The sequence below is a fragment of the Pseudomonas sp. HAR-UPW-AIA-41 genome (assembly GCF_002304225.1).
Classification (GTDB): Bacteria; Pseudomonadota; Gammaproteobacteria; order Pseudomonadales; family Pseudomonadaceae; genus Aquipseudomonas.
The window spans coordinates 62,751-88,687 of the sequence record NZ_NSLB01000009.1; the positions used below are offsets into that span (position 1 = coordinate 62,751).

At 65.8% G+C, this 25,937-nt stretch carries 27 protein-coding genes and 1 other RNA gene; 18 read left to right on the plus strand and 10 right to left on the minus strand.

Going from position 1 to position 25,937, the window contains the following annotated elements:
• Nucleotides 1–15 precede the first annotated feature (15 nt).
• Entirely contained in the window at nt 16–141 is a 126-nt protein-coding gene (locus CK486_RS18340; protein ID WP_256574436.1) for a hypothetical protein, read from the plus strand.
• 67 nt (nt 142–208) lie between these two features.
• Here CK486_RS18340 and CK486_RS15305 read toward each other — a convergent pair whose 3' ends face one another.
• The 4 genes from CK486_RS15305 to CK486_RS15320 all read right to left on the minus strand — a co-directional run bounded on the left by CK486_RS15305 (nt 209) and on the right by CK486_RS15320 (nt 1,569).
• On the minus strand, nt 209–826 hold the full coding sequence (locus tag CK486_RS15305; RefSeq protein ID WP_095941179.1) for a 5-formyltetrahydrofolate cyclo-ligase: 618 nt from the start codon (nt 824–826) through the stop codon (nt 209–211).
• A 9-nt stretch (nt 827–835) separates the two neighbouring features.
• Nucleotides 836–1,015, minus strand: a non-coding RNA gene (gene ssrS, locus CK486_RS15310) — 6S RNA.
• A gap of 33 nt (nt 1,016–1,048) precedes the next feature.
• The gene (locus CK486_RS15315; protein ID WP_095941180.1) at nt 1,049–1,363 is read right to left on the minus strand and encodes a cell division protein ZapA; all 315 of its coding nucleotides are present in this window, start codon (nt 1,361–1,363) and stop codon (nt 1,049–1,051) included.
• On the minus strand, nt 1,360–1,569 hold the full coding sequence (locus CK486_RS15320) for a TIGR02449 family protein (RefSeq protein ID WP_095941181.1): 210 nt from the start codon (nt 1,567–1,569) through the stop codon (nt 1,360–1,362). The genes CK486_RS15315 and CK486_RS15320 overlap by 4 nt, the downstream gene beginning before the upstream one ends.
• Before the next feature lie 195 nt (nt 1,570–1,764).
• Here CK486_RS15320 and CK486_RS15325 point away from each other — a divergent pair, with 195 nt between their 5' ends.
• The 11 genes from CK486_RS15325 (at nt 1,765) to gcvP (ending at nt 14,305) form a co-directional block, all read left to right on the plus strand.
• On the plus strand, nt 1,765–2,319 hold the full coding sequence (locus CK486_RS15325) for a YecA family protein (protein WP_095941182.1): 555 nt from the start codon (nt 1,765–1,767) through the stop codon (nt 2,317–2,319).
• 14 nt (nt 2,320–2,333) lie between these two features.
• Nucleotides 2,334–3,668: a Xaa-Pro aminopeptidase gene (gene pepP, locus CK486_RS15330; RefSeq protein WP_095941183.1), complete on the plus strand. Its 1,335-nt coding sequence runs from the start codon at nt 2,334–2,336 to the stop codon at nt 3,666–3,668.
• A 1-nt stretch (nt 3,669) separates the two neighbouring features.
• Entirely contained in the window at nt 3,670–4,854 is a 1,185-nt protein-coding gene (ubiH, locus tag CK486_RS15335; RefSeq protein ID WP_095941184.1) for a 2-octaprenyl-6-methoxyphenyl hydroxylase, read from the plus strand.
• A gap of 46 nt (nt 4,855–4,900) precedes the next feature.
• Nucleotides 4,901–5,383 carry a DUF4442 domain-containing protein gene (locus tag CK486_RS15340; RefSeq protein WP_095941185.1) on the plus strand — a complete coding sequence of 161 codons (483 nt, stop codon included), beginning with the start codon at nt 4,901–4,903 and terminating at the stop codon, nt 5,381–5,383.
• A 9-nt stretch (nt 5,384–5,392) separates the two neighbouring features.
• A complete protein-coding gene (locus tag CK486_RS15345) occupies nt 5,393–6,610 on the plus strand; it encodes a 2-octaprenyl-3-methyl-6-methoxy-1,4-benzoquinol hydroxylase (protein ID WP_095941186.1) in 1,218 nt (405 codons plus the stop codon).
• Between the two features lie 7 nt (nt 6,611–6,617).
• Nucleotides 6,618–6,917 carry a hypothetical protein gene (locus CK486_RS17980; RefSeq protein ID WP_141248917.1) on the plus strand — a complete coding sequence of 100 codons (300 nt, stop codon included), beginning with the start codon at nt 6,618–6,620 and terminating at the stop codon, nt 6,915–6,917.
• 102 nt (nt 6,918–7,019) lie between these two features.
• Nucleotides 7,020–8,021 carry an extracellular solute-binding protein gene (locus tag CK486_RS15350; protein ID WP_095941187.1) on the plus strand — a complete coding sequence of 334 codons (1,002 nt, stop codon included), beginning with the start codon at nt 7,020–7,022 and terminating at the stop codon, nt 8,019–8,021.
• A 96-nt stretch (nt 8,022–8,117) separates the two neighbouring features.
• Nucleotides 8,118–9,737 carry an iron ABC transporter permease gene (locus tag CK486_RS15355; protein WP_095941188.1) on the plus strand — a complete coding sequence of 540 codons (1,620 nt, stop codon included), beginning with the start codon at nt 8,118–8,120 and terminating at the stop codon, nt 9,735–9,737.
• A gap of 119 nt (nt 9,738–9,856) precedes the next feature.
• Nucleotides 9,857–10,939, plus strand: coding sequence for a glycine cleavage system aminomethyltransferase GcvT (gene gcvT / locus CK486_RS15360; RefSeq protein ID WP_095941189.1), 1,083 nt, complete (start codon nt 9,857–9,859; stop codon nt 10,937–10,939).
• A gap of 49 nt (nt 10,940–10,988) precedes the next feature.
• On the plus strand, nt 10,989–11,372 hold the full coding sequence (gcvH, locus tag CK486_RS15365) for a glycine cleavage system protein GcvH (protein WP_095941190.1): 384 nt from the start codon (nt 10,989–10,991) through the stop codon (nt 11,370–11,372).
• A 62-nt stretch (nt 11,373–11,434) separates the two neighbouring features.
• Complete coding sequence (gcvP, locus tag CK486_RS15370; RefSeq protein WP_095941191.1) at nt 11,435–14,305, plus strand: aminomethyl-transferring glycine dehydrogenase; 2,871 nt, start codon at nt 11,435–11,437, stop codon at nt 14,303–14,305.
• 64 nt (nt 14,306–14,369) lie between these two features.
• Here the strand turns inward: gcvP and CK486_RS15375 are convergent, their stop codons facing one another.
• The 5 genes from CK486_RS15375 to CK486_RS15395 form a co-directional block, all read right to left on the minus strand.
• Nucleotides 14,370–14,600 (minus strand): hypothetical protein, encoded by a 231-nt coding sequence (locus CK486_RS15375; protein ID WP_095941192.1) that lies wholly within the window; start codon nt 14,598–14,600, stop codon nt 14,370–14,372.
• An 85-nt stretch (nt 14,601–14,685) separates the two neighbouring features.
• Entirely contained in the window at nt 14,686–15,711 is a 1,026-nt protein-coding gene (locus tag CK486_RS15380; protein WP_095941193.1) for a DUF2804 domain-containing protein, read from the minus strand.
• A gap of 62 nt (nt 15,712–15,773) precedes the next feature.
• Nucleotides 15,774–16,223 carry an NfeD family protein gene (locus CK486_RS15385; RefSeq protein WP_095941194.1) on the minus strand — a complete coding sequence of 150 codons (450 nt, stop codon included), beginning with the start codon at nt 16,221–16,223 and terminating at the stop codon, nt 15,774–15,776.
• A 4-nt stretch (nt 16,224–16,227) separates the two neighbouring features.
• Nucleotides 16,228–17,151: an SPFH domain-containing protein gene (locus tag CK486_RS15390; protein ID WP_095941195.1), complete on the minus strand. Its 924-nt coding sequence runs from the start codon at nt 17,149–17,151 to the stop codon at nt 16,228–16,230.
• A 98-nt stretch (nt 17,152–17,249) separates the two neighbouring features.
• A complete protein-coding gene (locus tag CK486_RS15395; RefSeq protein ID WP_095941196.1) occupies nt 17,250–18,818 on the minus strand; it encodes a murein L,D-transpeptidase in 1,569 nt (522 codons plus the stop codon).
• Between the two features lie 129 nt (nt 18,819–18,947).
• Here CK486_RS15395 and CK486_RS15400 point away from each other — a divergent pair, with 129 nt between their 5' ends.
• Nucleotides 18,948–19,673, plus strand: coding sequence for a murein L,D-transpeptidase catalytic domain family protein (locus CK486_RS15400; protein ID WP_095941197.1), 726 nt, complete (start codon nt 18,948–18,950; stop codon nt 19,671–19,673).
• Nucleotides 19,674–19,685: 12 nt separating this feature from the next.
• Here the strand turns inward: CK486_RS15400 and CK486_RS15405 are convergent, their stop codons facing one another.
• Nucleotides 19,686–20,534 (minus strand): NAD-dependent epimerase/dehydratase family protein, encoded by an 849-nt coding sequence (locus tag CK486_RS15405; protein ID WP_095941198.1) that lies wholly within the window; start codon nt 20,532–20,534, stop codon nt 19,686–19,688.
• A 152-nt stretch (nt 20,535–20,686) separates the two neighbouring features.
• Here CK486_RS15405 and exbB point away from each other — a divergent pair, with 152 nt between their 5' ends.
• The 5 genes from exbB to recG all read left to right on the plus strand — a co-directional run bounded on the left by exbB (nt 20,687) and on the right by recG (nt 25,919).
• Nucleotides 20,687–21,601: a tonB-system energizer ExbB gene (gene exbB / locus CK486_RS15410; RefSeq protein WP_095941199.1), complete on the plus strand. Its 915-nt coding sequence runs from the start codon at nt 20,687–20,689 to the stop codon at nt 21,599–21,601.
• 7 nt (nt 21,602–21,608) lie between these two features.
• On the plus strand, nt 21,609–22,031 hold the full coding sequence (gene exbD / locus CK486_RS15415) for a TonB system transport protein ExbD (RefSeq protein ID WP_095941200.1): 423 nt from the start codon (nt 21,609–21,611) through the stop codon (nt 22,029–22,031).
• Nucleotides 22,028–22,720 carry an energy transducer TonB gene (locus CK486_RS15420; protein ID WP_095941201.1) on the plus strand — a complete coding sequence of 231 codons (693 nt, stop codon included), beginning with the start codon at nt 22,028–22,030 and terminating at the stop codon, nt 22,718–22,720. The genes exbD and CK486_RS15420 overlap by 4 nt, the downstream gene beginning before the upstream one ends.
• A 212-nt stretch (nt 22,721–22,932) precedes the next feature.
• Complete coding sequence (locus CK486_RS15425) at nt 22,933–23,847, plus strand: hydrogen peroxide-inducible genes activator (RefSeq protein ID WP_095941202.1); 915 nt, start codon at nt 22,933–22,935, stop codon at nt 23,845–23,847.
• Nucleotides 23,844–25,919, plus strand: coding sequence for an ATP-dependent DNA helicase RecG (gene recG, locus CK486_RS15430; RefSeq protein WP_095941218.1), 2,076 nt, complete (start codon nt 23,844–23,846; stop codon nt 25,917–25,919). Before CK486_RS15425 ends, recG begins: the two co-directional genes overlap by 4 nt.
• Nucleotides 25,920–25,937 lie beyond the last annotated feature (18 nt).

Here is a 25,937-nt window from a genome sequence, read left to right on the forward strand (position 1 = left end):
AGGGGGAGGCAATCGATGAAGCGCAAGCCAGATCTTCTGTGGGTATTGGCCATCGTGTTTGGCCTTGGGGTGGTGACCACCGGTTACACCCAGAGTCTGTGGGATCGTCAGGACGCTCCGCAGACCGTCCAGCGGCCCTGACCGCTGCTGACTGGCGCAGGGATGCGCAGCAACTTCTCTTCTCTCTGGCGATGATTCGCCGGTACCTCTAGCTCGGCTCGGTGCCCGGGCGATACCACTGTCTGTCGCTGACCGTCGCCGCCAGTGGCACATCCCAGCTGGCCAGTGCCAGCCGATCCACCTTCTGACATTCGTGGGCCAGGCCGATCAGCCTTGGCTGGCGCCAGTGCGTGCGGCGTTTCAGGTAGGCCAGGCTGCGGTCGTAGAAGCCGCCCCCCATGCCCAGGCGGCCACCATGCTCATCGAAACCCACCAGCGGCAACAGCATCAGGTCGAGGCTCCACACGGGAATCTGGCGCTTCGGGTTGGATCTGGGCTCGGCGATACCAAAACGATTGCGTTGCAGGCGTTCACCCGGCAGCAGGCGTTGCAGGCTCATCTGCGTGCGTGGCCAGGCTTTGAGCACCGGCAGGTAGACCTGTTTGCCGCGGCGCAGGGCTTCGGCCAGAAGCGGCGCAGGGTCGATCTCGCCGTCATTGGCCAGGTACAGGCTGATACGACGGGCGCGAAGGAACTCGGGATGCTGGGCCAGCTGGCGGTAGAGATTGCGGGCGGCCAGGCGTTGCTGCAGGGGTGAGAGGTTGCGGCGGGTGTTGCGCAGCAGGCGGCGCAGTTGCGGGCGGCTGAGGGTGCCGGCTTCGATCATGGTAGGTAGCGACTCCCCGGTCGTGCCGCTGTCGGTTTAGCCCTTGAACCCGAAAGTTCAAGGTGGAGGTTGCAGGAGGCGTTAAGGCTTTCCGTCAGGCGGACATGCGCACCGGCCCCAACATGCAACCCCCGTGGTTGTGCGTATCGGCTCAGGGACATCACCGACTGGCAAACACACCAGGGAGCTGTGGCGAGTATACCGCAATCGCCACGCTTGCCATCAGGCTTCGTGGCTGTTCGGATCGGCGGCCAGGGCATGCTCGACCCGTTCGAACAGATCGCGCACCTGATGCCGGTGGGCGGCAGCTTCGCTGGTCAGTTGCTGCTGCTTGTGCAACAGCTCATGGGTGATGTTCAGCGCCGCCATCACGGCGATGCGGTCGGCACCGATGACTTTGCCGCTGGAGCGGATCTCGCGCATCTTGTCATTCAGGTAGCGGGCGGCGCTTTCCAGGTTGTCGCGCTCTTCCGCCGGACAGGCGATGCGGTATTCCTTGTCGAGAATCTGCAGGGTAACGGTGTTGGCTTGGCTCATGAGTCCTGCTCCAGGGCCTTAAGGCGGGTGATCATCGCTTCGACCTTGTGCCGGGCCATTTCGTTCTTTTCGATCAGTTGGGAGCGCTCTTCGCGCCAGGCCCGTTCGCCGGCCAGCAGCAGGCGGTTCTGGGCCTTGAGGGTAGCGAGCTGCTGAATCAGCAGTTCGACTTTCGCCGTCAGTGCGTGCAGGTCGGCGTCTTCCATGGGCTCTCGCTAGGCGTGGGGGGCTATGTCGATTAGGATACTGCCATCATTCTAGCCATGCCGTCTGATGGTGCCTACGGGCTGATTGGCATTTGCCGCCATTGGCGCGTCTGGCTGGTTACCGATTCTTTCCGACGCCGCCGGGCGCCTCGTCTGCGCTGCCTGTTCCGCGCGTCATCTGCCAAGAGTTCTGTCATGTCCGCCACTACCCCTTATGCCGCCTTCGCCGCCTTGCTGGCCAGTCAGGGCCAGGCCGTTTCTCCCGCCGAACTGCACGGCCTGCTGCTCGGCCGCAGCTGTGCCGGCGCCGGCTTCGAGCCCGAGCCCTGGCTGGTGGATGCCGCCGAACTGCTCGGCAGCGCCCCGCAGGACAACGTGCGCGCGGCGCTGATCGGTCTGCAGGAAATGGTCAAGGCCGAGTTGACTGGCGGCGAGATGGCCGTGGTGTTGCTGCTGCCGTCCGACGACGCGCCGCTGGCCGAACGTGCCGTGGCCATGGGCCAGTGGTGCCAGGGCTTCCTCGGCGGTTTCGGCCTGACCGCCGGCGACGCCGCGCTGTCGGCCGAGGCCATGGAAGTGCTGCAGGACCTGGCCTCCATCGCGCAGGTGCAGAACGATCTGGATGAGAGCGAAGACGGTGAGAACGACTACATGGAGGTCATGGAGTACCTGCGCGTGGCGCCGTTGCTGCTGTTCACCGAGTGCGCCAAGCCGGCGCCGGCGGCCAGCGAAAAACCTTCCCTGCACTAAGCGAGCACCTGTCCATGCAGCGCATTCCCAAGGCTGAATATGCCCGTCGGCGCAAGGCGCTGATGGCGCAGATGGAGCCCAACAGCATCGCCATCCTGCCGGCCGCGCCGGTGTATATCCGCAACCGCGATGTCGAGCACATCTACCGTCAGGACAGCGATTTCCAGTACCTCACCGGCTTTCCCGAGCCGGAAGCGGTGCTGGCGCTGATTCCCGGGCGCGAGCATGGCGAGTACGTGCTGTTCTGCCGCGAGCGTGATCCCGAGCGCGAGCTGTGGGACGGTCTGCGCGCCGGGCAGGATGGCGCCATCGCCCAGTTCGGTGCCGACGATGCCTTCCCGATCAACGATATCGACGACATCCTCCCCGGCCTGATCGAGGGGCGCGAACGGGTGTATTACGCCATCGGCTGCAATCAGGAGTTCGATCACCGCCTGATGGAGTGGATCAACGTGATCCGCTCCAAGGCCCGTCAGGGTGCGCAGCCGCCGAACGAATTCGTCGCCCTCGACCACCTGCTGCACGACATGCGCCTGTACAAGAGTGCGGCCGAAGTGAAGGTGATGAAGGAGGCCGCCGAGATTTCCGCCGCGGCCCATGTGCGTGCCATGCAGACGGCCCGCCCGGGCCTGAGCGAATACCATCTGGAAGCCGAGCTGGAGTACATCTTCCGCAAGAACGGCTCGAAGATGCCGGCCTATGGCTCGATCGTCGCCAGTGGCCGCAATGCCTGCATCCTGCACTACCGGGAGAACGATGCGCCGCTCAAGGATGGCGATCTGATCCTGATCGACGCCGGCTGCGAGATCGACTGCTACGCCAGCGACATCACCCGCACCTTCCCGGTCAACGGCACCTTCTCGCCGGAGCAGAAGGCCATCTACGAGCTGGTGCTCAGGGCCCAGGAAGCCGCTTTCGCCGCCATTGGCCCGGACAAGCACTGGAACGAGGCCCACGAGGCTACCGTGCGGGTCATTGCCGAGGGGCTGCTGGAGCTGGGCCTGCTCACCGGCACGCTGGACGAGGTGATCGAAACCGAAAGCTACAAGGCCTACTACATGCACCGCGCCGGTCACTGGCTGGGCATGGACGTGCACGACGTCGGCGACTACAAGGTCGGCGGCGAGTGGCGCGTGCTGGAGCCGGGCATGGCCCTGACCGTCGAACCGGGCATCTATATCCCCGCCGACGATGAGCGCGTGGCGAAGAAGTGGCGCGGTATCGGTGTGCGTATCGAGGACGATGTGGTGGTCACCAAGACCGGCTGCGAGATTCTTACCGGCGGCGTGCCCAAGACCGTGGCCGAGATCGAGGCGCTGATGGCCGCCGCGCGCGAGCAGGCGGCCTGATATGAGCCGCGTGCAGCTGGCGATTATCGGTGGCGGTCTGGTCGGAGCCTCGCTGGCTCTGGCCCTGCAGGAGGGCGCCCGTCAGCGTGGCTGGCGCATCGTGCTGATCGAACCCTTCGCCCCCGGCAACAGTTACCAGCCCAGCTATGACGCGCGCTCCAGTGCGCTGTCCTATGGCACCCGGCAGATCTACGAGCGCCTTGGCCTGTGGCCGGCGCTGAGTGCCCGTGCCGAGCCGATCCGCCAGATCCATGTTTCCGACCGCGGCCGTTTCGGCGCCACCCGCCTCAGCGCCGAGAGCGAGGGCGTGCCGGCGCTGGGCTATGTGGTGGAGAACGCCTGGCTCGGCCAGTGCCTGTGGCAGGCGCTGGATGCCGAGGTGGTCGAGTGGCGCTGCCCGGCGGAAGTCACGGCCCTGCAGGCCTTGGGCGACGGTTATCGCCTGACCCTGAATGACGGCAGCCAGCTCGACTGCGACCTGGCCGTGCTGGCCGATGGCGGCCGCTCCGGCCTGCGCGAACAGCTGGGCATTGCGGTGAAAACCACGCCTTACGGGCAGAGCGCCCTGATCGCCAACATCAGCACGGCCGAGGCGCATCAGGGCCAGGCTTTCGAGCGTTTCACCGACGATGGCCCGATGGCCCTGCTGCCGCTGTCGGAGAACCGCAGCGCGCTGGTCTGGACGCGTCAGGGCGGTGACGCTCAGCGTCTGGCGGCGTTGCCCGATCGCGAATTTCTCGCCGAGCTGCAGCAGGTATTCGGCTACCGCCTGGGTGCCCTGACTCAGGTCGGCGCCCGGCATATCTACCCGCTCAGTCTGATCGAGGCCAGCGAGCAGGTGCGGCCGCATCTGGTGGTGCTGGGGAATGCCGCGCACAGCCTGCATCCCATCGCCGGGCAGGGGTACAACCTGTCGCTGCGCGATACTCTGGCGCTGGCCGAAGCCCTGCTGGACAGCCCGGCGACTCCCGGCGATTTCACGGTGCTGCAGGACTACCTGCGGCGTCAGCGCCTCGACCAACAGCTGACCGTGGGCTTTTCCGATCAGGTGACCCGGCTGTTTTCCACTGCCCAGCCGCTGCTGGTGGCGGGGCGCAATCTGGGCCTGCTCGGCCTCGATCTGCTGCCGCCGGCCAAACACTGGTTTGCCCGCCAGGCCATGGGCCTGGGCACGCGGCCGCTGTAAAAATTCTGCTGTCGGGTGCCGTGCTGGCGCCCCGTGAAGAGACGTGATGAGACAAGCCAAACTGGCCCGCAAGGCGCGATTCCTGCGCTGGGCAATGAACTTCTACCCGCCCTACCTGGGGGCGGGCGTACGCATTCAGCACATCGCCGGCGATTTCCGCGAGGTGCGGGTGAAAATGGGGCTGGGCTGGTACAACCGCAACTATGTGGGCACCCAGTTCGGCGGCTCGCTGTATTCGATGACCGACCCGTTCTTCATGCTGATGGTCATGGAAAACCTGGGCAGCGATTACATCGTGTGGGACAAGGCGGCCAGCATCGACTTCATCGCGCCGGGCAAGGGGCCGGTATACGCGGATTTCCGCATCGAGGAAGCGCTGCTCGACGAGATTCGCCAGCGCACCGCCGGCGGCGACAAATACCTGCCACAACTGCACGTCGACGTGCATGATGGCGACGGCACCCTGGTAGCACGGGTGCACAAGACTCTCTACGTGCGGCTCAAGCCGCGCGTGCGGCAAGCGGCCTAAGGAACAGCAATGCGTGCGGATCTGATCATCGTTGGCGCCGGCATGGTGGGCAGCGCCCTGGCCCTGGCGCTCAAGGACAGTGGCTTGAGCATCCTGCTGCTGGATGGCGGCCCGCTCAGCCTGAAACCCTTCGATGCCAGCGCGCCCTTCGAGCCGCGCGTCAGTGCCTTGTCTGAAGCCAGCCGGCGTGTGCTGCTGCGTCTTGGCGCATGGCCGGGTATCGTCGCCCGGCGCACCTCGCCCTACCGCGAGATGCAGGTGTGGGATGGTTCTGGCACCGGCTCGGTGCACTTTGCCGCGGCCAGCGTGCATGCCGAGGTGCTCGGTCATATCGTCGAGAACCGGGTGGTGCAGGATGCTCTGCTCGAAGCGCTGTTCGACAGCGATATCGGCCTGTTGCCCAATGCCCGTCTGGAGCAGCTGCGCCGCAGCGGCGATGACTGGCTGCTGACCCTCAGCGATGGCCGCGAACTGCGCGCGCCACTGCTGGTGGCCGCCGATGGCGCCAACTCGGCGGTACGCCGTCTGGCTGGTTGTGCCACTCGTGAGTGGGATTACCTGCACCACGCCATCGTCACCAGTGTGCGCTGTGCCCAGCCACACCAGCGTACGGCCTGGCAGCGTTTCACCGATGACGGCCCGCTGGCCTTCCTGCCGCTCAACCGCGAGGGCGACGAGCGCTGGTGCTCGATCGTCTGGTCGACCGTGCCGGCCGAAGCCGAGCGTCTGATGGCGCTGGACGAAGCCGCTTTCTGCCGCGAACTGGGCAAGGCCTTCGAATGGCGTCTGGGCGAAGTGCAGCAAGCCGACCCGCGGGTCTGCGTGCCGCTGCGTCAGCGACATGCCAAGCGCTATGTCGAGCCGGGCCTGGCCCTGATCGGCGATGCCGCACACACCATTCACCCGCTGGCCGGGCAGGGCGTCAACCTCGGTTTCCTCGATGCCGCCGTGCTGGCCGAGGTGCTGCTGCATGCGCTGGAGCGTGGCGAGTCGCTGACCAGCGAGAAGACCCTGAGCCGCTTCGAGCGCCGGCGCATGCCGCACAACCTGGCCATGATGGCCGCGATGGAAGGCTTCGAGCGTCTGTTCCAGGCCGATCCGCTGCCGCTGCGCTGGGCGCGCAATGCGGGCCTGAACTGGGTCGATGGCCTGCCCGAGGCCAAGAGCCTGTTCGTCCGTCAGGCGCTGGGGTTGTCGGGGGATCTGCCGGATCTGGCGCGCGCTTAGCAGGCTGTTGAAAAACTACCTCGGCTTTGGCTTCCTGCGTCGCGCTACCTCCTGCATCCATGCCGTCGTGCGTTGCCTCGCGGTGTTAAAAACAGGCTCAAAATGCTCATTTACCATTCGTAAACTCGGCTCTGGCTTCCTGCTTCGCTCTACCGCCTACATCCATGTAGGCGTGCGCTTTTTCGCCTGTTTTGACCAACCTACGGTTGTTACTGCGTTGCGCCTTGCGCTGGCGGCCTCGCCAACGTTTTTCAACAGCCTGTTAAGTCCCCCTGCTTCGCTTGTTCTGCGCATGCCGCGATCTTGATTTCGCGCAACACCTGGTAACGTCTGAACAGGTAAGATGATTGAGAAGGCGAATGGGAGTAACTATCATTCGCCAACTTTTCCAACTGCCGAGGCTGTTGCCATGTCGATCCGCCAGTCGCTGTTTGCTGCCCTGAGTCTTTCTGCCCTTGCCGCTCCGGCCCTTGCCGCCGATGAACTGGTGGTTTATTCCGCGCGGATCGACGAGCTGATCAAGCCGGTATTCGATGCCTATACCGCCAAGACCGGTACGCCGATCAAGTTCATCACCGACAAGGAAGCGCCGCTGCTGGCGCGCCTGAAGGCCGAGGGGGAGAACACTCCGGCTGACCTGCTGATCACCGTCGATGCAGGCAACCTCTGGCAGGCCGAGCAGGAAGGTGTGCTCAAGCCGCTCAAGTCTCCGGTGATCGAGGCCAATATCCCGGCTCAGTACCGTTCCAGCACCGGCGCCTGGACCGGTCTGTCGCTGCGCGCGCGGACCATCTTCTACTCCACCGAGCGCGTGAAGCCGGAAGAACTGTCGACCTACGAAGCCCTGGCCGACAGCAACTGGGAAGGCCGTCTGTGCCTGCGCACCAGCAAGAAGGTCTATAACCAGTCGCTGACCGCCACCCTGATCGAGGCCCACGGCGCGGCCAAGACCGAAACCATCATCAAGGGCTGGATGAACAACCTGGCCACCGATGTGTTTGCCGACGACACCGCCCTGCTGCAGGCCATCGATGCCGGTCAGTGCGATGTGGGCATCACCAACACCTACTACTACGGGCGCCTGCACAAGGAAAACCCGCAGCTCAAGGTCAAGCCCTTCTGGCCGAACCAGGCTGACCGTGGCGTACACGTGAACCTCTCGGGTGCCGGTGTTACCGCCCATGCTCCACATGCGGCCGAGGCGCAGAAGCTGCTGGAGTGGATGACCAGTGCCGAGGCGCAGAGCCTGTTCGCCGATGTGAATCAGGAGTATCCGGCCAACCCGGCGATAAAGCCGTCTGCCGAAGTCGCTGCCTGGGGCAGCTTCAAGGCCGACAGCGTGCCGATGGAAGTGGCCGGCAAGCGTCAGGCCGAGGCGACCATGCTGATGGACCGCGCCGGCTGGAACTAAAGCCATCGGCTAGCCCGCTCACTCTTAGAGCATCCCCGTTATACTCGGCGCCCCGGCTCAAGCTGGGGCGTCGTGTTTTCTAGCTGAGGATCTTGCGTGGCCCATCCCGCCCAGCGCCGCTGGTACCCCATCGCTGCCGCCATTGCCTTGCTGGTGCTGCTGCCGCTGTCGGTCATGCTGCTGGCCTGGCACGAGGTGGATACGGCGATCTGGGCGCACCTGTGGGACACCCAGCTGCCGCGCCTGCTGGGCAACACCCTGACCCTGGTGCTGGGGGTGGCCATCGGCGTGGTCGGCCTTGGGGTGAGCCTGGCCTGGCTCACGGCGCTGTGCGAATTTCCGGGGCGGCGCTGGCTGGACTGGGCGCTGATGCTGCCCTTTGCCATCCCGGCCTATGTGCTGGCGTTCGTCTTTATCGGTCTCCTGGACTTCGCCGGCCCGGTGCAGACGCTGCTGCGCGAGTGGTTTGGCAGCGGGCTCAGATTGCCGCGGGTGCGCTCCACCGGTGGCGTGATCGTGGTGCTGGTGCTGGTGTTCTACCCCTACGTCTATCTGCTCGCCCGTGGCGCCTTTCTGGCTCAGGGCCGCGGTCTGATGGAGGCGGCGAGGGTGCTGGGGCTGTCTCCCTGGCAGGCCTTCTGGCGGGTGGCTCTGCCGATGGCGCGACCGGCTATCGGTGCCGGTCTGGCGCTGGCGATCATGGAAACCCTGGCTGACTTTGGCGCGGTGGCGGCCTTCAACTTCGATACCTTCACCACCGCCATCTACAAGACCTGGTACAGCTTCTACAGCCTGCAGAGCGCGACTCAGCTGGCCAGCCTACTGCTGTTGGCGGTGATGCTGGTGCTTTATGGCGAGCGTCGTGCCCGTGGCGCGACCCGTCCGGTGCAGGAGCGTGCGCGCAGTCAGGCGCTGTACCGTCTGCGCGGCTGGAAGGCGCTGGCCGCGAGCAGCTGGTGTGCGCTGGTGTTCCTCTGCGCCTTCGTGGTGCCGCTGCTGCAACTGCTGGTGTGGTTCTGGCAACGCGGGCGTTTCGATATCGACGAGCGCTATCTGGGGCTGATCGGCCACACCCTCTACCTCGGTGCCCTGGCCGCCCTGTTCACCGTGACGCTGGCGCTGCTGCTGGCCTTTGCCCGGCGGCAGACGCCGACCCGCCCGATGCGCAGCCTGGTGGGGCTGGCCAACCTGGGCTATGCGCTGCCCGGCTCGATGCTGGCGGTGTCGATCATGCTGGCCTTCAGTTATCTGGACAATCAGCTGGTGATTCCGCTGTCCCAGGCCCTGGGCGGCGCCGGCAAACCCTTGCTGCTGGGCAGCCTGGCGGCGCTGCTGCTGGCCTATGTGATCCGCTTCATGGCGGTGGCTTACGGTCCTCTCGAAGGCAGCCTGGCGCGGATTCGTCCGTCCCTGCCGGAGGCCTCGCGCAGCCTCGGCGCCGGCGGCCTGCGTCTGTTTGGCCGCGTCTATTTGCCGCTGCTGTTGCCGGGCGTCCTGAGCGCCGCGCTGCTGGTGTTCGTCGATGTGCTCAAGGAAATGCCCGCCACCCTGCTGATGCGCCCCTTCGGCTGGGACACCCTGGCCGTGCGGGTGTTCGAGATGACCAGCGAGGGTGAATGGGCGCGGGCCTCGCTGCCGGCGCTGAGCCTGGTGCTGGTCGGTCTCCTGCCGGTGATCCTGCTGATCCGCCGTTCGGCGCGGCGTCCCGGACACTGAGTCTGCAGCAGGACGCCCGTCGCCTGGGGTGACCGAACCCCCCGCCAGCGGCTACAATGCGCGCCGCTTCTCGCCGGCCCGCCGGCGAGCGTCATCCGATCGATATTCCGGAGCTTTGCATGGGACAGCGTACCCCCCTGTATGACCTGCACGTCGCCCTTGGCGCCAAGATCGTCGACTTCGGCGGCTGGGACATGCCGCTGCATTACGGCTCGCAGGTTGAGGAGCACCATCAGGTGCGTCGCGACTGCGGCGTGTTCGACGTGTCCCACATGACCGTGGTCGACGTGAGCGGCAGCCAGGCCAAGGCCTACCTGCAGCATCTGCTGGCCAACGATGTCGATCGCCTGCAGGTGCTGGGCAAGGCACTCTACAGCGGCATGCTCAATGAGCAGGGCGGGGTGATCGACGACCTGATCGTCTACCTCACCGCCGAGGGTTACCGCGTGGTGGTCAACGCTTCCACCCGCGACAAGGACCTGGCCTGGATGCAGCAGCAGAGCGCCGGTTTCGACGTCGCCCTGCAGCATCAGGCCGGCCTGGCCATGCTCGCCGTGCAGGGGCCGCAGGCCCGCGCCAAGACTGCCGAGCTGGTCTCGGCCGCGCGCGCTGCCCTGATTCAGGAATTGAAACCGTTCCAGGGTCTGCCGGAAGGCGACTGGTTCATCGCCCGCACCGGCTACACCGGTGAGGACGGTCTGGAAATCATGCTGCCGGCCGAACAGGCGCCGGGCTTCCTCAACGAGCTGGTGGGTGCGGGCATCGCGCCGGCCGGTCTCGGTGCGCGCGACACCCTGCGCCTGGAAGCCGGGATGAACCTCTACGGCCAGGACATGACCGAAGAAGTCTCGCCGCTGGCGGCCAACATGGGCTGGACCATCGCCTGGGAACCGGCCGAGCGCCAGTTCGTCGGCCGTGCTGTGCTCGAAGCTCAGCGTGCCGCCGGCAACCAGCCCAAGCTGGTCGGTCTGGTGCTGGAAGAGCGCGGCGTGCTGCGTGCCCACCAGGTGGTGCGCGTCGAAGGCGTCGGCGAAGGCGAGATCACCAGTGGCAGCTTCTCCCCGACCCTCGGTAAATCCATCGCCCTGGCCCGCGTGCCGGCGGGTACCGGCGACCGCGCCGAGGTGGAAATCCGTGGCAAGTGGTTCCCCGTGCGCGTGGTGCAGGCCAACTTCGTCCGCCACGGCAAAGCGCTGATTTGACCTATTCTTGACGGCTATGCGCCGTTGGACACTTTTTGAGGATGATCCCATGAGCAATATCCCCGCCGATCTGCGTTATGCCGCCAGCCACGAATGGGCCCGCCTGGAAGCCGATGGCACCGTGACCGTTGGTATTTCCGACCATGCCCAGGAAGCCCTGGGTGACGTAGTGTTCGTCGAGCTGCCGGAAGTCGGCGCCGAGCTTACCGCCGGTCAGGAAGCCGGTGTGGTTGAGTCGGTCAAGGCCGCCTCGGACATCTACAGCCCGATCGCCGGTGAAGTCGTGGCGGTCAACGAGGCGCTGGTCGACAGCCCCGAGCTGGTCAATGCCGACCCTTACGCCAACTGGTTCTTCAAGGTGAAGCCGGCCGACGCCGCCGAGCTGGACAAGCTGCTGGACGCCGACGGTTACGCCGCCGCCTGCAACGCCTGATCACCGTTATTTCCGCAAAGCCCTGACTCGTCGGGGCTTTGTCTTTTTCAGAGGTTTGCCCGATGACCACTCCCTCGCTCACCCAGCTGCACCAGCCGGATGCCTTCCTGCAGCGTCACCTCGGCCCGGATGCCAACGAACAGCAGGCGATGCTCGCCACCCTCGGTGTGGCCACCCGCGCCGAGCTGATCGCCCAGACCGTGCCGCCGGCCATTCGCCTGGGCGGCCCGCTGGCGCTGCCGGCAGCGCTGGATGAGCAGGGCGCGCTGGCCAAGCTCAAGGGCTATGCCGCGCAGAACCAGGTGTGGACCAGCCTGATCGGCATGGGCTACCACGGCACCCTGACCCCGACCGTGATCCTGCGCAACGTGCTGGAAAACCCGGGCTGGTACACCGCCTACACCCCCTACCAGCCGGAAATCGCCCAGGGTCGTCTGGAAGCCCTGCTGAACTTCCAGCAGCTGACCATCGACCTCACCGGCCTGGATCTGGCCAGCGCCTCGCTGCTGGACGAAGCCACCGCCGCCGCCGAAGCCATGGCCATGGCCAAGCGCGTGGCCAAGAGCAAGAGCAACCTGTTCTTCGTCGACCAGAACTGCCATCCGCAGACCATCTCCGTGGTGCAGACCCGCGCTGAAGCCTTCGGCTTCGACGTGGTGGTCGATGCGGTGGAGAACCTCGGCAATTACCAGGTATTCGGCGGCCTGCTGCAGTACCCGGATACCTATGGCGAGATCCGCGACCTCAAGCCTGTGATCGACCAGCTGCACGCCCAGCAGGCGCTGGCCTGTGTGTCGGCCGACATCCTCAGCCTGATCCTGCTGACCCCGCCGGGCGAGCTGGGCGCCGACGTGGTATTCGGTTCGGCGCAGCGCTTCGGCGTACCGATGGGCTACGGTGGCCCGCATGCCGCCTTCTTCGCCTGCCGCGACGACTACAAGCGCGCCATGCCGGGCCGCATCATCGGCGTGTCCAAGGACGCCCGTGGCAACAGCGCCCTGCGTCTGGCCCTGCAGACCCGCGAGCAGCACATCCGCCGCGAGAAGGCCAATTCCAACATCTGTACCGCTCAGGTGCTGCTGGCCAACATCGCCAGCTTCTACGCCGTGTACCACGGCCCGCTGGGTCTCAAGCGCATCGCCCAGCGCGTGCAGCGCCTGACCGCTCTGCTGGCCGCCGGTCTGGAGCAGAAGGGTCTGAAGCGCGTCAACACCCAGTTCTTCGACACTCTGACCCTGACCATCGGTTCGCAGCGCTTCGACGTGCTGGAACGCGCCCGCGCCCGTCAGATCAACCTGCGTGCGGTGGACACCGACAAGGTCGGCGTCAGCCTCGACGAGACCTGCAGCGCCGCAACCGTGCAGGCCCTGTTCGACGTGTTCCTCGGTGAAGGTCATGGTCTGGACGTCGCCGCGCTGGACGCCGCCGGCGTGACCAGCGGCATTCCGGCCGCGCTGGAGCGTACGTCTGCCTACCTGACCCACCCGGTGTTCAACGCTCACCACAGCGAAACCGAGATGCTGCGTTACCTCAAGCAGCTGGAGAGCAAGGACCTGGCACTCAACGCCGCCATGATCCCGCTCGGTTCCTGCACCATGAAGCTCAACGCCACCAGCGAGATGATCCCCATCACCTGGCCGGAGTTCGCCAACCTGCACCCCTTCGTGCCGCGCGAGCAGGCCGAGGGCTACCGCCTGATGATCGAGGAGCTGGAAGCCTGGCTCTGCACCATCACCGGCTTCGACGCCATCTGCATGCAGCCGAACTCCGGCGCCCAGGGCGAGTACGCGGGCCTGCTGGCGATCCGCAAGTACCACGAGAGCCGTGGCGATGCGCACCGCAACATCTGCCTGATTCCGGCTTCGGCCCACGGCACCAACCCGGCGTCGGCACAGATGGCCAGCATGCGCGTGGTCATCGTCGCCTGTGACGATCAGGGCAACGTCGATCTGGAAGACCTGAAGAAGAAGGCCGCCGAAGCCGGCGACCAGCTGTCCTGCCTGATGGCCACCTACCCGTCGACCCACGGCGTGTACGAGGAAGGCATCCGCGAAATCTGCGAGGTCATCCACGCCCACGGCGGCCAGGTCTACATGGACGGCGCCAACCTCAACGCCCAGGTCGGCCTGACCCGTCCGGCCGATATCGGCGCCGACGTCTCGCACATGAACCTGCACAAGACCTTCTGCATCCCGCACGGCGGTGGCGGCCCGGGCATGGGCCCGATCGGGGTGAAAGCCCATCTGGCGCCGTTCGTCGCCAACCACCCGGTGGTACCGCTCAAGGGCCCGAACCCGGGCAACGGCGCGGTCAGCGCCGCGCCCTGGGGCAGCGCCAGCATCCTGCCGATCAGCTGGATGTACATCGCCATGATGGGCCCGCAGCTGGCCGACGCCACTGAGGTTGCCATCCTCAACGCCAACTACCTGGCCAAGGCCCTGGGCGAAGCCTTCCCGGTGCTCTACTCCGGGCGCAACGGCCGCGTGGCTCACGAGTGCATCCTCGACCTGCGTCCGCTCAAGGCGGAAACCGGCATCAGCGAGGAAGACGTGGCCAAGCGCCTGATGGACTATGGCTTCCACGCCCCGACCATGAGCTTCCCGGTGCCGGGCACGCTGATGATCGAGCCGACCGAGAGCGAGTCCAAGCACGAGCTCGACCGTTTCATCGAAGCGATGCTGAACATCCGCAACGAGATCGCCAAGGTTCAGGGCGGCGAGTGGCCGGCCGAGGACAATCCGCTCAAGCGTGCACCGCACACCCTGGCCGACGTGATCGGCGTGTGGGAGCGTCCGTACAGCATCGAGCAGGCCGTCAGCCCGACCGCCCACACCCGTCTGCACAAGTACTGGCCGACGGCGAACCGGATCGACAACGTCTACGGTGACCGCAACCTGTTCTGCGCCTGCGTACCGGTATCCGATTACCAGTAAGCCTGCCGCAGCAATGACAAGGCCGCCCTCGGGCGGCCTTGTCGTTTCCGGCTCCTGCTCCGGCTCAGGCCTCGGGTTTGAGTGCCAGCTTGCCCAGCAGCCCGAGCAGCAGGACGTAGAGCACCAGATCCAGCGCGTTGCTGGCCAGGCGCAGGGCGCTCCAGGCGGCATCGGGAATCAGCTCGTAAAGCGGCAGGTCGAACAGGCTGCCGAGCAGATCGCTGGCCAGCCAGAACACCTGGAAGGCGATCAGCAGAATTAGCACCCAGCGCAGCGGATAGAGGGAAGAGGGCATGCAACGCTCCTTGTTGATGTAATGGAGCGCGCAGCCTAGCAGTGGATGGCGTGTCGTAGTGGGTACGGCTGCGCATTCGTGGCACTTACCAGCGGTTGCGTACTTCCTCGGCGAAGCCGGGCAGGTGGCTGAGCTGCAGCACCTGACCATTGTCCAGAGTCACTCGCCCTCGATAGTGGCCGAACACCTGATGCTGCTCGGAGGCGATGATCAGTGTGTTGAAGTGGCTACTGCGGTCGACCCGTGGAATGAACTCCAGTTCGACTCGGCCGTCATCACTGCTGATGCGCCAGGGCTTGAGCCAGTGGTGGCGGTCGAAATGGAAGCGGACCTCACCAAGCTTGTGAGCTCGGCCGCGATAGAGCAGTAGGTTTTCACTCGCCGGTGTGCGGTCGCTAAAGCCGTAGCCGAAATTCAGGCCGAATGCTTCGCCGTTCACGAAACCGGAAGCCGAGGCCCAGTACCAGGTATTGCGGTAGGTCCATACGCCGCGGCCCCAGTCGAGTACACCGAGGTCGCGCACCGGGCTCAATTGGTAATGCTTGCCGGCGTGGCGGAACTCGCCACTCACGGTCATACAGTTGAGCTTGGTGTTGTAGTAGAAGGCCTTGCTGTTGGGCCAGGCGGTCGCGATGTTAAGCGATTCCTGCGGCGGCTGGCGGAAATACAGCTCGCCGTCGATGCCCTTGCCGTGCGGGCCGGCCATGCGCTGGCTGGTGAAGCGCAAGCGATGCTCGCCGTCGATGCGCTGGATGTGCAGATCGAGTTTGCTGTTGCGAAAGTGGATGCTGCCGCTGTTGGCGTCTTGCGGGAAGGCGTGGCGCGCCAGTGGCAGAGCCTGCAAGGCATCGATCTGCCAGAAGCGCCCCAGGTTCAAATCGACCACGCAGAGGGCATAGAGGCCGGCATAGCCCAGATTGCTGGCCGTCAGGCTGAAGGCAAATCCTGCAGGCGAGACCACGGCGTAGTAATCCCACTCCTTGATGCGCCAACTGCTGGCCGGTATCGCGCTGCGTTGATACTGCCAGTAAGCGTGGCGCGCCCAGCCCGGCTCAGTCAGCCGGCCATCACTGCGGAGCAGGGGCAGAGGCTCGTGGATTTCATGCTGCATGGTCGGTTCTCTTGTTCTTATTGGTTGTCGCAGCGACATCCTGCACGGGCTGGAATCTGGGGCTAGGTAATGGCTTCCACCTTGAGCAACACGCCTTCCTGACCTATCACCCGCACCGGGCTACCCGCCGGCAGGTCGGGGCCGATGACCAGCCACAGGGTGTCACCGGCCTTGATCTTGCCGCGCCCGGCGATGATCGGCTCGTGCAGACTGAACTGGCGCCCGAGCAGCTCGCTGCCGCGCTGGTTCAGCCCCGGCTGGTCGCTGGTCTTGAGGCTGTCGCGCTGGCGACGCCACCAGAGCACGGCGCTGAGCACCGAGAACAGACCGAACAGGAGGAACTGCCAGGTCCAGTCCAGACCGGGGAAGATGAAGGTCAGCACACCGACGCTGGCGGCGGCGATGCCGACCCACAGCAGGTAGCCGCCGGCGCCGAACACTTCGAGGATCAGCAGCAGGGTGCCCAGGCCCAGCCAGTCCCAGTACGACAGGTGCTGCAGGTAGTCGAGCATGGGGTCAGCCCTTCTTCTGGCTGTCGAAGGTGGCTTTGACGATCTCGCCGATGCCGCTCACGGCGCCGATGACCTGACTGGCCTCCAGCGGCATCAGGATCACCTTGCTGTTGTCGGCCGAGGCCAGCTGGCCGAGGGCTTCGATGTACTTCTGGGCGACGAAGTAATTGACCGCCTGGACGTTACCGCTGGCGATCGCCTCGGACACCATGCGCGTGGCTTCCGCTTCGGCCTGGGCCGCGCGCTCGCGGGCCTCGGCTTCGAGAAAGGCCGCCTGACGCTGGCCTTCGGCCTTGAGGATGTCACCCTGCTTCTGCCCTTCGGCGGTGAGGATGGCGGCAGCACGCAGGCCCTCGGCTTCGAGAATCTGCGCGCGCTTGATGCGCTCGGCTTTCATCTGCCCGGACATGGCGGCCATCAGGTCGGCGGGCGGGCTGATGTCCTTGATCTCGATGCGGGTGATCTTGATGCCCCAGGGCGCGGTGGCTTCGTCCACGGTCTTGAGCAGGCGCTCGTTGATGGCGTCACGCTGGCCGAGCATGGCATCGAGCTCCATGGAGCCGAGCACGGTGCGGATATTGGTCATCACCAGGTTGCGGATGGCGTGTTCGAGGTTGTTTACCTCGTATGCTGCCTGCGCCGAATTGATGATCTGGAAGAAGCAGATGGCATCGATCTGCACGGTGGCGTTGTCGGCGGTAATGACTTCCTGCGGCGGGATATCCAGCACGCTTTCCATCACGTTGAGCTTGCGGCCGATCTTGTCCATCACCGGGACGATGATGTTCAGCCCCGGCTTGAGCGTGTTGGTGTAACGGCCGAAGCGCTCCACCGTCCACTCGCTGCCCTGCGGCACCACCTTGAAGCCCATGAAGACGATGGCCACGGCCAGGCCAACGAAGAGAAACAGCACGCCACCGATTTCCATCAATCACCACTCCTGTTGTCTTGCTTTTGGTTGTGTTGCGCTTGTCTGTAGCGGGTCATCTAAACACAGCTGTGTACTGCCGTGCAGCCCGGGGCGGGTCAGGGCGCCGCGCGGTCCAGGGCCAAGGCCAGGGCATCGTCACGCTGGTAGATGTCGGGCAGGTAGCGCGGCTGGCCTTCAGCATCGACCTCGACAGTCCAGTAGGCCATGAGCAGCGGCACCGGCTGGCGCAGGCGGTAGTCGCGGGTCTTGCCGCTGGCCAGAAGCGTTTCGACCGGGGCCAGCTCGTCCGGTGCCAGCAGCAGGCTGGCCAGCTCGCTGATGGCCTCGACCCGCACGCAGCCGGAACTGAAGGCCCGTGGCGCCTTGGCGAACAGCGCCTGACTGGGGGTGTCGTGCATGTACACCGAATAGGGGTTGGCAAAACGCAGGGCCATGCGCCCCAGCGGATTGTTCGGTCCGGCGTCCTGACGCAGCTGAATGTTGCCGGGGTTGTCCCAGTCGATCTGCTGCGGATCGAGGCTGTTGCCGTCCTGGTCGAGCACGCGCATGTCATGTTTGGCGAGGAAGCCGAGATCGCGCCGAATCTCCGGCAGCTTGTCCTCACGCAGGATGGTCGGCGGCACGCTCCAGGTCGGGTTGAGGGTGATGCGCGAGACCTGAGACAGCAGCTGCGGCGAGCGCCGCTCGGGGCGGCCGACCTGGGTGCGGGTCTGCCACACCAGCTCGCCGGCCTTGTACAGACGCAGTTCGGCAGCGGCGATATTGACCAGCAAACCGTCGCTGGGCATGTCGCGGTGCAGCCAGCGTAGGCGCTCCAGATTGACCCGCAGTTGGCTGCGTTGTTGCAGCGGGCTGACGTTCAGGGCCGTCAGGGTGGCCGGGCCGATGATGCCGTCGGCCTGCAGGCCATGATCACTCTGGAAACGTTCGACGGCGGCCAGGAGCGTGCTGTCGTAGCGTTCGCCAACCGGGTCTGGCAAGGCCTGCAGATAGCCGGCCTCATGCAGGCGCTGATACAGCTGCGGTACCCGCGGATCGCTGCGCTCGGGCTTGAGGAGCGGGCCGGCGGCGATCGGTTCCCAGCTGGGCAGGTCTTCCAGGCGCAGCCTGGCGTAGGCCTGGCGCAGGCGCTGATAGGCCGGCAGGGCCGGGCGGGCCAGGTCGAAGGCATTGGCCGGGTCGTCCACGGCAAAGGGGGCGATGGACAGCAGGGCCAGCTGCGGGTCGATGCCGGGCTGGTCCGCGGGGCGCCACAGAGCCTCCCGCTGGGCCGGGGGCAGGCGGCCGAAATGCAGGTGCTGCAGGGCGCGCAGGAAGCTGTGGCTGATCAGCAGCTCGCGGCAGGCGGGCGAGCCCTGGGTGGGCAGCGGGTAGTCGCCGGGGTCGAGGCCGTCATCGGCGAGCTGTTGCAATTGCCCGCGCAGGGCCTGCAGGCGGGTTTCGTCATGCCACAGGGTCGGCTCGCCCAACTGCCGGTAGAACTGCACAAGAAGGCTCTGGGCAGGGGCATCTAGGCTGCTTGGCAGGCTGGCGCAGACTGTGCTCAACTCGCCCTGCAGGCTGTTGTCGAGATCGCTTGCGCTGCCTGTCGTGGTCTCGCTGCGTGCGACCAGTGGCAGGGCCAGCAGGCCGATGCTCAGGTAAGATGCCCACTTTTTGTACAACTGTGCTGCTCCAGTCCATGGCCACAGAAGGTTCTGTTGCTCAATCTGACCGCCTTTCCAGAAAAAGTATAGGTTGGCCTAGGGACTCAGACAGGAAGTCGGGAGTGCGTTACCAGAGGTTTTCTGCGCATGTCCGGATTGATTCGCCAGCTCTGCCTGTGCGCGGCAGGGCTTTGGCTGTTTTCCTCGCCGGTGTTGGCGAGTGGCAGTCCCGCTTACCAGCCTTTGCTCGACAGTCTGTCGCGAGCGGCTCCAGGTCTTAACAAAGAGGCGCTGCGGCATGCCGTGGCGGCCATGCAGTGTGCCGTCAACAACGGCGCCCAGCCGGCGCAGCGTCTGGCTGTCATCGATTACTCGCTGCCGTCCACGGCACGGCGTCTGTGGATTTTCGACCTCAAGCGCCAGCGCGTGCTGCTGCGTGACTTCGTCGCCCATGGCCGGCAGTCCGGGGAGAACCACGCCACCCGTTTCTCCAACCGCGAGGGCAGTCACCAGTCCAGCCTCGGCCTGTTCCGCACCGCCGAGAGCTATCAGGGCAAGCATGGCTATTCGCTGCGCATGGATGGCCTGGAACCCGGGATCAACGACCGCGCCCGCGAGCGGGCCATCGTCATCCATTCGGCGGCCTACGTCGATCCGGCGCTGGCCCGCAGCCAGGGCCGCATCGGCCGCAGCCTGGGTTGCCCGGCGGTGCGCCCGGAGGTCGGGCGCATGGTGGTCGACCAGCTCAAGGGCGGCCAGTTCATGTTTTCCTGGTACCCGGATCGGCGCTGGTTGCAGAACTCGGCCTACCTCAACTGCAAGCCGCAGCGGGTAGCCGCTCTGCTGCGTCCCTCCAGCCGTCAGGACGGCTGAAGGGCGTAGGGCTCAGCTTTGCAGCAGCGCCCGGTAGCCTTGGCGATAGCTGGGGTACTGCGGCACCCAGCCCAGTGCTCGGGCGCGGCTGTTGCGACAGCGCTTGCTGCCGGCACGACGCACTTGGGCGGTGTCGCTCCACTCGGTGACGCCCAGCTCGCCACGCAGCCAGTCGACCACTTCGTGTAGCGGAGCGGGCTCGTCGTCGACGCCGATGTAGCAGTCGTCCAGTGCAATTCCCCGCCAGTCGGCCTCCAGCAGGAAGGCCAGTAGCCCCGCAGCATCGTCGGCATGAATGCGATTGCCATATAGCGGTGGCTCGGTGGCGACGCGGTAGCCCTGGCGCACCTGATTGAGCAGCCACTGTCGGCCGGGGCCGTAGATGCCGCTCAGGCGCACCACGCTGGCCGGGATGCCGCTGCTCAGCGCCAGCTGCTCGGCCTCACGCAGAATGCGCCCGGAGAACCCCTCGGCCAGTGCCAGCGATGTTTCATCGACCCATTCGCCCTGTTGTTGGCCGTAGACGCTGGTGCTGGAGACGAACAGCAGTCGGCGAGGGCGCTGTCCGCTCTGCGCCAGCCAGCCGAGCACACGCTGCAGGCCATCGACATAGGCCGTGCGGTAACCGGCTTCATCGCTCTGTCCGGCCGCCACGCAGTACACCAGATAGTCGATGGCGCCGCTTGGCCAGGCGGCCGGCCGCGCGCTCTGCTGGAGGTCGGCCGGCACCGGGAGGGCTGCGACAGAAAGTCGCGAGGCATCTCGCCGCAAGCCGTAGCGCGTCCAGTCAGCCAAAATGCAAGACTCGGCCAGACGATTGCCGATATCGCCGCAGCCAGCAATTAACAAGGTCGGGGACATTGGAGCTCCAGAGTGACAGGCTACGACAGGCTATCCTGCGATTGATGTCTGGTATAGAGGCTGCGAATAAAACACTTCTGTTAATGAGAAGGATTTGCAATAATATCCGGCAATACACATGTGTCGCCATTTACCCAACGCAGGGCCGCCCCATGACTATCGCCATTGCCCGTCGCTTTACCTTGTCCGTCCTGCTCGGCGGTCTGCTGCTCGGTATTTCGCCAGTCCACGCCGAGACTGCCCCGGCAACTGCCCCTGCAGCGGTCGCGCCGGTGACTGGCGAGGGCGCTGCGGATGCGCTGGCCGGCACTCCGGACGCGTTGGCCGCAGGCGCTGAGGAAGGCGTCAGCGAAGGCGAGGTGCTGGCCCATGACCTGTCGCCCTGGGGCATGTACCAGAACGCCGACGTGGTGGTGAAAGGCGTGATGATCGGTCTGGCGCTGGCTTCGGTGATTACCTGGACCATTTGGCTGGCCAAGGGCCTGGAAATCCTCCTGGCGCGCCGTCGTCTGCGTGGCGAGCTGGCGGCTCTCAAGGGCCTGCGCAGTCTGGCCCAGGCCGCCGCTCTCGGTCTCGGCGAGCGCAGCCTGAGCCAGACGCTGATCGCGGATGCTCAGGAAGAACTGCGCCTGTCGGCCGGCACCCAGTCCAAGGACGGCATCAAGGAGCGTGTCGCCTTCCGTCTGGAACGTCTGGTGGCCGCCAGCGGCCGGCAGATGAATCAGGGCACCGGCGTGCTGGCCACCATCGGTTCTACGGCGCCCTTCGTCGGTCTGTTCGGCACTGTCTGGGGCATCATGAACAGCTTCGTCGGCATCGCCAAATCACAGACCACCAACCTCGCGGTGGTGGCTCCGGGGATCGCCGAAGCCCTCCTGGCCACGGCCATCGGCCTGGTGGCGGCGATTCCGGCCGTGGTCATCTACAACGTGTTTGCCCGCTCGATCAGCGCCTACAAGGCGCAGGTCGCCGATGCTTCGGCGCAGGTGCTGCTGCTGGTCAGCCGCGACCTCGATCAGCCACAGCAGCCTGAGCGCGTGCAGCCGCACATGGTCAAGGTAGGCTGAGCTGCGCATGGCCCTGCACCTCAGCGAAGGCGATGACCTTCAGGAAAACCACGAGATCAACGTCACGCCGTTCATCGACGTGATGCTGGTGCTGCTGATCATCTTCATGGTCGCCGCGCCTCTGGCCACCGTGGACGTGAAGATCGACCTGCCGGCTTCCACCGCCAAGCCGCAACCACGCCCGGACAAGCCGATCTACCTGAGCATCAAGGACAACGGCGAGCTGTTCCTCGGCGAGGATGCGGTGGAGCAGGCGCAACTCGGTGCCCTGCTTGACCAGCGCACCGCGCAGGACAAGGAAAAGACCATCTTTGTGCGCGGCGACAAGGGCGTCGATTACTCCCGCCTGATGGAAGTGATGGATACCCTGCGCGGCGCCGGCTACCTGAAGATCGGCCTGGTTGGCCTGGAAACGGCAGGCCGGCCGTGAGCCTTGCGTGGCGCCAGGTGCCCACCTGGGCATTCAGTCTGCTGCTGATACTCGCCCTGCATCTGGGGCTGGGATACTGGGCCTGGTTCTGGCGCGCCCCGTTGCCGCCGATGGAGATGCCGCCCGCCGCCATCATGGTGGAGCTGGCGCCGCAGCCGGTGGTGGCACCGCCGCCCCCGCCGCAACCGGTGGTCAGGGCGCCCGAGCCCAAACTGGTGGAAGCGCCCAAGCCGAAGCTGGCGATCTACAAGCCCAAACCGAAACCGCAGCCGCCCAGGGTGCAGCCCAAACCGCAGCCGCCGGTCGTCACTCCGCCGGTGGCTCAGCAGCGTCCGGCGAGTGCGCCCAAGGCGGCCCAGGCCGCGCCACCCAGCCCGCCGAGCAAGGCGGTGCCTACCTGGCAGAGTGAGCTGTTCAGTCATCTCAGCCGCTACAAGCGCTACCCGGAAGCGGCCAAGCGCCGTGAGCGCGAGGGTGTGCGTATCTGCAAGCTGCGTTTTACCGTCGATGCCCAGGGTCGCGTGCTGGAGTACGCCGTGGTCGGCCCGTCGGGCAACCGCCTGCTTGATCGTGCCACCCAGGAGCTGATTCGCCGTGCTCAGCCGTTGCCACCGCCACCGAGTGAGCTGCTGAGCAATGGCCAGCTGGAGATCGTGGCGCCGATTGTCTATGAGCTTAAACGCAGCTGAGAACCTGCCTACGATCTGCTGCGCGTCGGCGATACGGTGTTGAAAACAGCCTCAGAATGCTCATTTACAACTCGTAAACTCCGCTTCTTCGGCTGATTTCGTCTTGTCTCGCTCTAGCTCGCGAGATCGTAGACAGGTTCTTGGCCCGCTTGCCGGGTTGGTTCCATTGACGACCGAGGCTATGCTTAGCCTCAAATCAATGGAATTTGACTATGACCCTCACCGAGCTGCGCTACATCGTCACCCTGGCCCAGGAACAGCACTTTGGCCGTGCCGCCGAGCGCTGCCACGTCAGCCAGCCCACCTTGTCGGTCGGGGTGAAGAAGCTGGAAGACGAGCTCGGTGTTCTGATCTTCGAGCGCAGCAAGACCGCAGTGCGTCTGACGCCCACCGGCGAGGGCATTGTCGCCCAGGCGCAGAAGGTGCTGGAGCAGGCACAGGGCATCCGCGAGCTGGCCCAGGTCGGCAAGAACCAGCTGGCCGCGCCGCTCAAGGTTGGCGCCATCTACACCATCGGCCCCTACCTGTTCCCGCACCTGATTCCGCAGCTGCACAAGGTCGCTCCCGACATGCCGCTGTATATCGAGGAAAATTTCACCCACGTGCTGCGCGACAAGCTGCGCACCGGTGAGCTGGACGCGGTGATCATCGCCCTGCCGTTCCAGGAAGCCGACGTGCTGACCCTGCCGCTGTACGACGAACCCTTCTACGTGCTGATGCCGGCCAACCATCCGTGGACGGCCAAGAAGGCCATCGAGAACGAGCTGCTCAACGACAAGAGCCTGCTTCTGCTTGGAGAGGGGCACTGCTTCCGCGATCAGGTGCTGGAGGCCTGCCCGACCAGCCGTGGCAAGGACGAAGCCAGACACATCACGGTGGAATCCAGCTCGCTGGAAACCATCCGCCACATGGTCGCCTCCGGCCTTGGTGTGTCGGTGCTGCCGTTCTCCGCCGTGGACAGCCACCACTACGCGCCCGGCGTGATCGAGGTGCGTCCCTTCGCCGGGCCGGTGCCTTTGCGTACCGTGGCCATTGCCTGGCGTGCCAGTTTCCCGCGGCCGAAGGCGATCGAGATTCTCGCCGACTCCATCCGCCTGTGCTCGGTGGCGCGCGCGCCCTCCGCATGACCGAACTGGCACAGGTGCCGGTGACGGCACTCAAGGGCGTGGGTGAGGCGCTGGCCGAGAAGCTGGCCCGCGTGGGCCTGGAAAACCTGCAGGACGTGCTGTTCCATCTGCCGCTGCGCTATCAGGACCGCACCCGCATTACGCCCATCGGTGCTTTGCGTCCCGGCCAGGATGCCGTGGTCGAAGGCGTCGTGGCCGGCGCCGATGTGGTCATGGGACGCCGCCGCAGTCTGCTGGTACGTCTGCAGGATGGCAGCGGCACCCTCAGCCTGCGCTTCTTCCATTTCAGCCAGGCACAGAAGGACGGTCTCAAGCGCGGCACGGCGCTACGCTGCTATGGCGAAGTGCGTCCCGGTGCGACGGGCCTGGAAATCTATCACCCCGAGTACCGCGCCCAGCAGGGTGACGAGTCGGCGCCGGTTGAGCAGACCCTGACGCCGATCTATCCGACCACCGAGGGCCTGACCCAGCAGCGCCTGCGCCAGCTCAGCGAGCAGGCCCTGGGGCGTCTCGGGCCGCACAGTCTGCCGGACTGGCTGCCGGCGGAGATGATTGCGCAGTACCAGCTCGGCCCGCTGGCCGAAGCCCTGCGTACCCTGCACCGGCCACCGCCGAATACCGATCTCGACGCCCTCGCCGAAGGCCAGCACTGGGCCCAGCAGCGCCTGGTGTTCGAGGAGCTGCTGACCCATCAGCTGTCGCTGCAGCGCCTGCGGGAAACCCTGCGCGCCCAGCGTGCGCCGGTTCTGCCGCCGGCACAGACGCTGCCGGCGCGCTTCATTGCCAATCTGGGCTTCCAGCCGACCGGGGCGCAGCGCCGGGTCGGGCAGGAGATTGCCTACGATCTCAGCCAGCCCGAGCCGATGCTGCGTCTGGTGCAGGGCGATGTCGGTGCCGGCAAGACCGTGGTCGCCGCGCTTGCTGCCTTGCAGGCGCTGGAGGCCGGCTATCAGGTGGCGCTGATGGCGCCGACCGAGATTCTCGCCGAGCAGCATTTCCTCAATTTCAGCCGCTGGCTGGCGCCGCTGGGCATCGAGGTCGCCTGGCTGGCCGGCAAGCTCAAGGGCAAGGCCCGCGCGGCGGCGCTGGAACAGATCGCCGGCGGCACGCCGATGGTGGTGGGCACCCACGCGTTGTTCCAGGATGAGGTGCAGTTCAAGCGCCTGGCGCTGGTGATCATCGACGAGCAGCACCGTTTCGGCGTGCAGCAGCGTCTGGCCCTGCGCAACAAGGGCATCGACGGCCGTCTCAGCCCGCACCAGCTGATCATGACCGCCACGCCCATCCCCAGAACGCTGGCGATGAGTGCCTACGCCGATCTGGATACCTCGATACTCGACGAGCTGCCGCCCGGGCGGACTCCGGTGAACACCCTGGTCATCGCCGACAGCCGCCGTCTGGAAGTCGTCGAGCGGGTGCGTATTGCCTGCCGCGAAGGGCGCCAGGCCTACTGGGTGTGCACGCTGATCGAGGAGTCCGAGGAGCTTACCTGTCAGGCCGCCGAGACCAGCTACGAGGAGCTCTCGGCGGCGCTGGGCGAGCTGCGCGTCGGCCTGATCCACGGGCGCATGAAACCGGCCGAGAAGGCCGCGGTGATGGACGAGTTCAAGCAGGGCAATCTGCAGCTGCTGGTCGCCACCACGGTGATCGAGGTCGGTGTCGACGTGCCCAATGCCAGCCTGATGATTATCGAGAACCCCGAGCGACTGGGTCTGGCCCAGCTGCATCAGCTGCGTGGCCGGGTTGGTCGCGGCAGCGCCGCCAGCCACTGCGTGCTGCTCTACCACGCGCCGCTGTCGCAGCTGGGGCGTGAGCGTCTGGCGATCATGCGCGAGACCTGCGACGGCTTCGTGATTGCCGAGAAGGATCTGGAGCTGCGCGGCCCCGGCGAGATGCTCGGCACCCGCCAGACCGGCCTGCTGCAGTTCAAGGTCGCCGATCTGATGCGCGACGCCGAGCTGCTGCCGGCGGTGCGCGATGCGGCTCAGGAGCTGCTGGCGCGCTGGCCGGAACGGGTCAGCCCGCTGCTGCAACGCTGGCTGCGGCATGGCCAGCAATATGGCCAAGTGTGAAGCAGTCGACGACCGCCG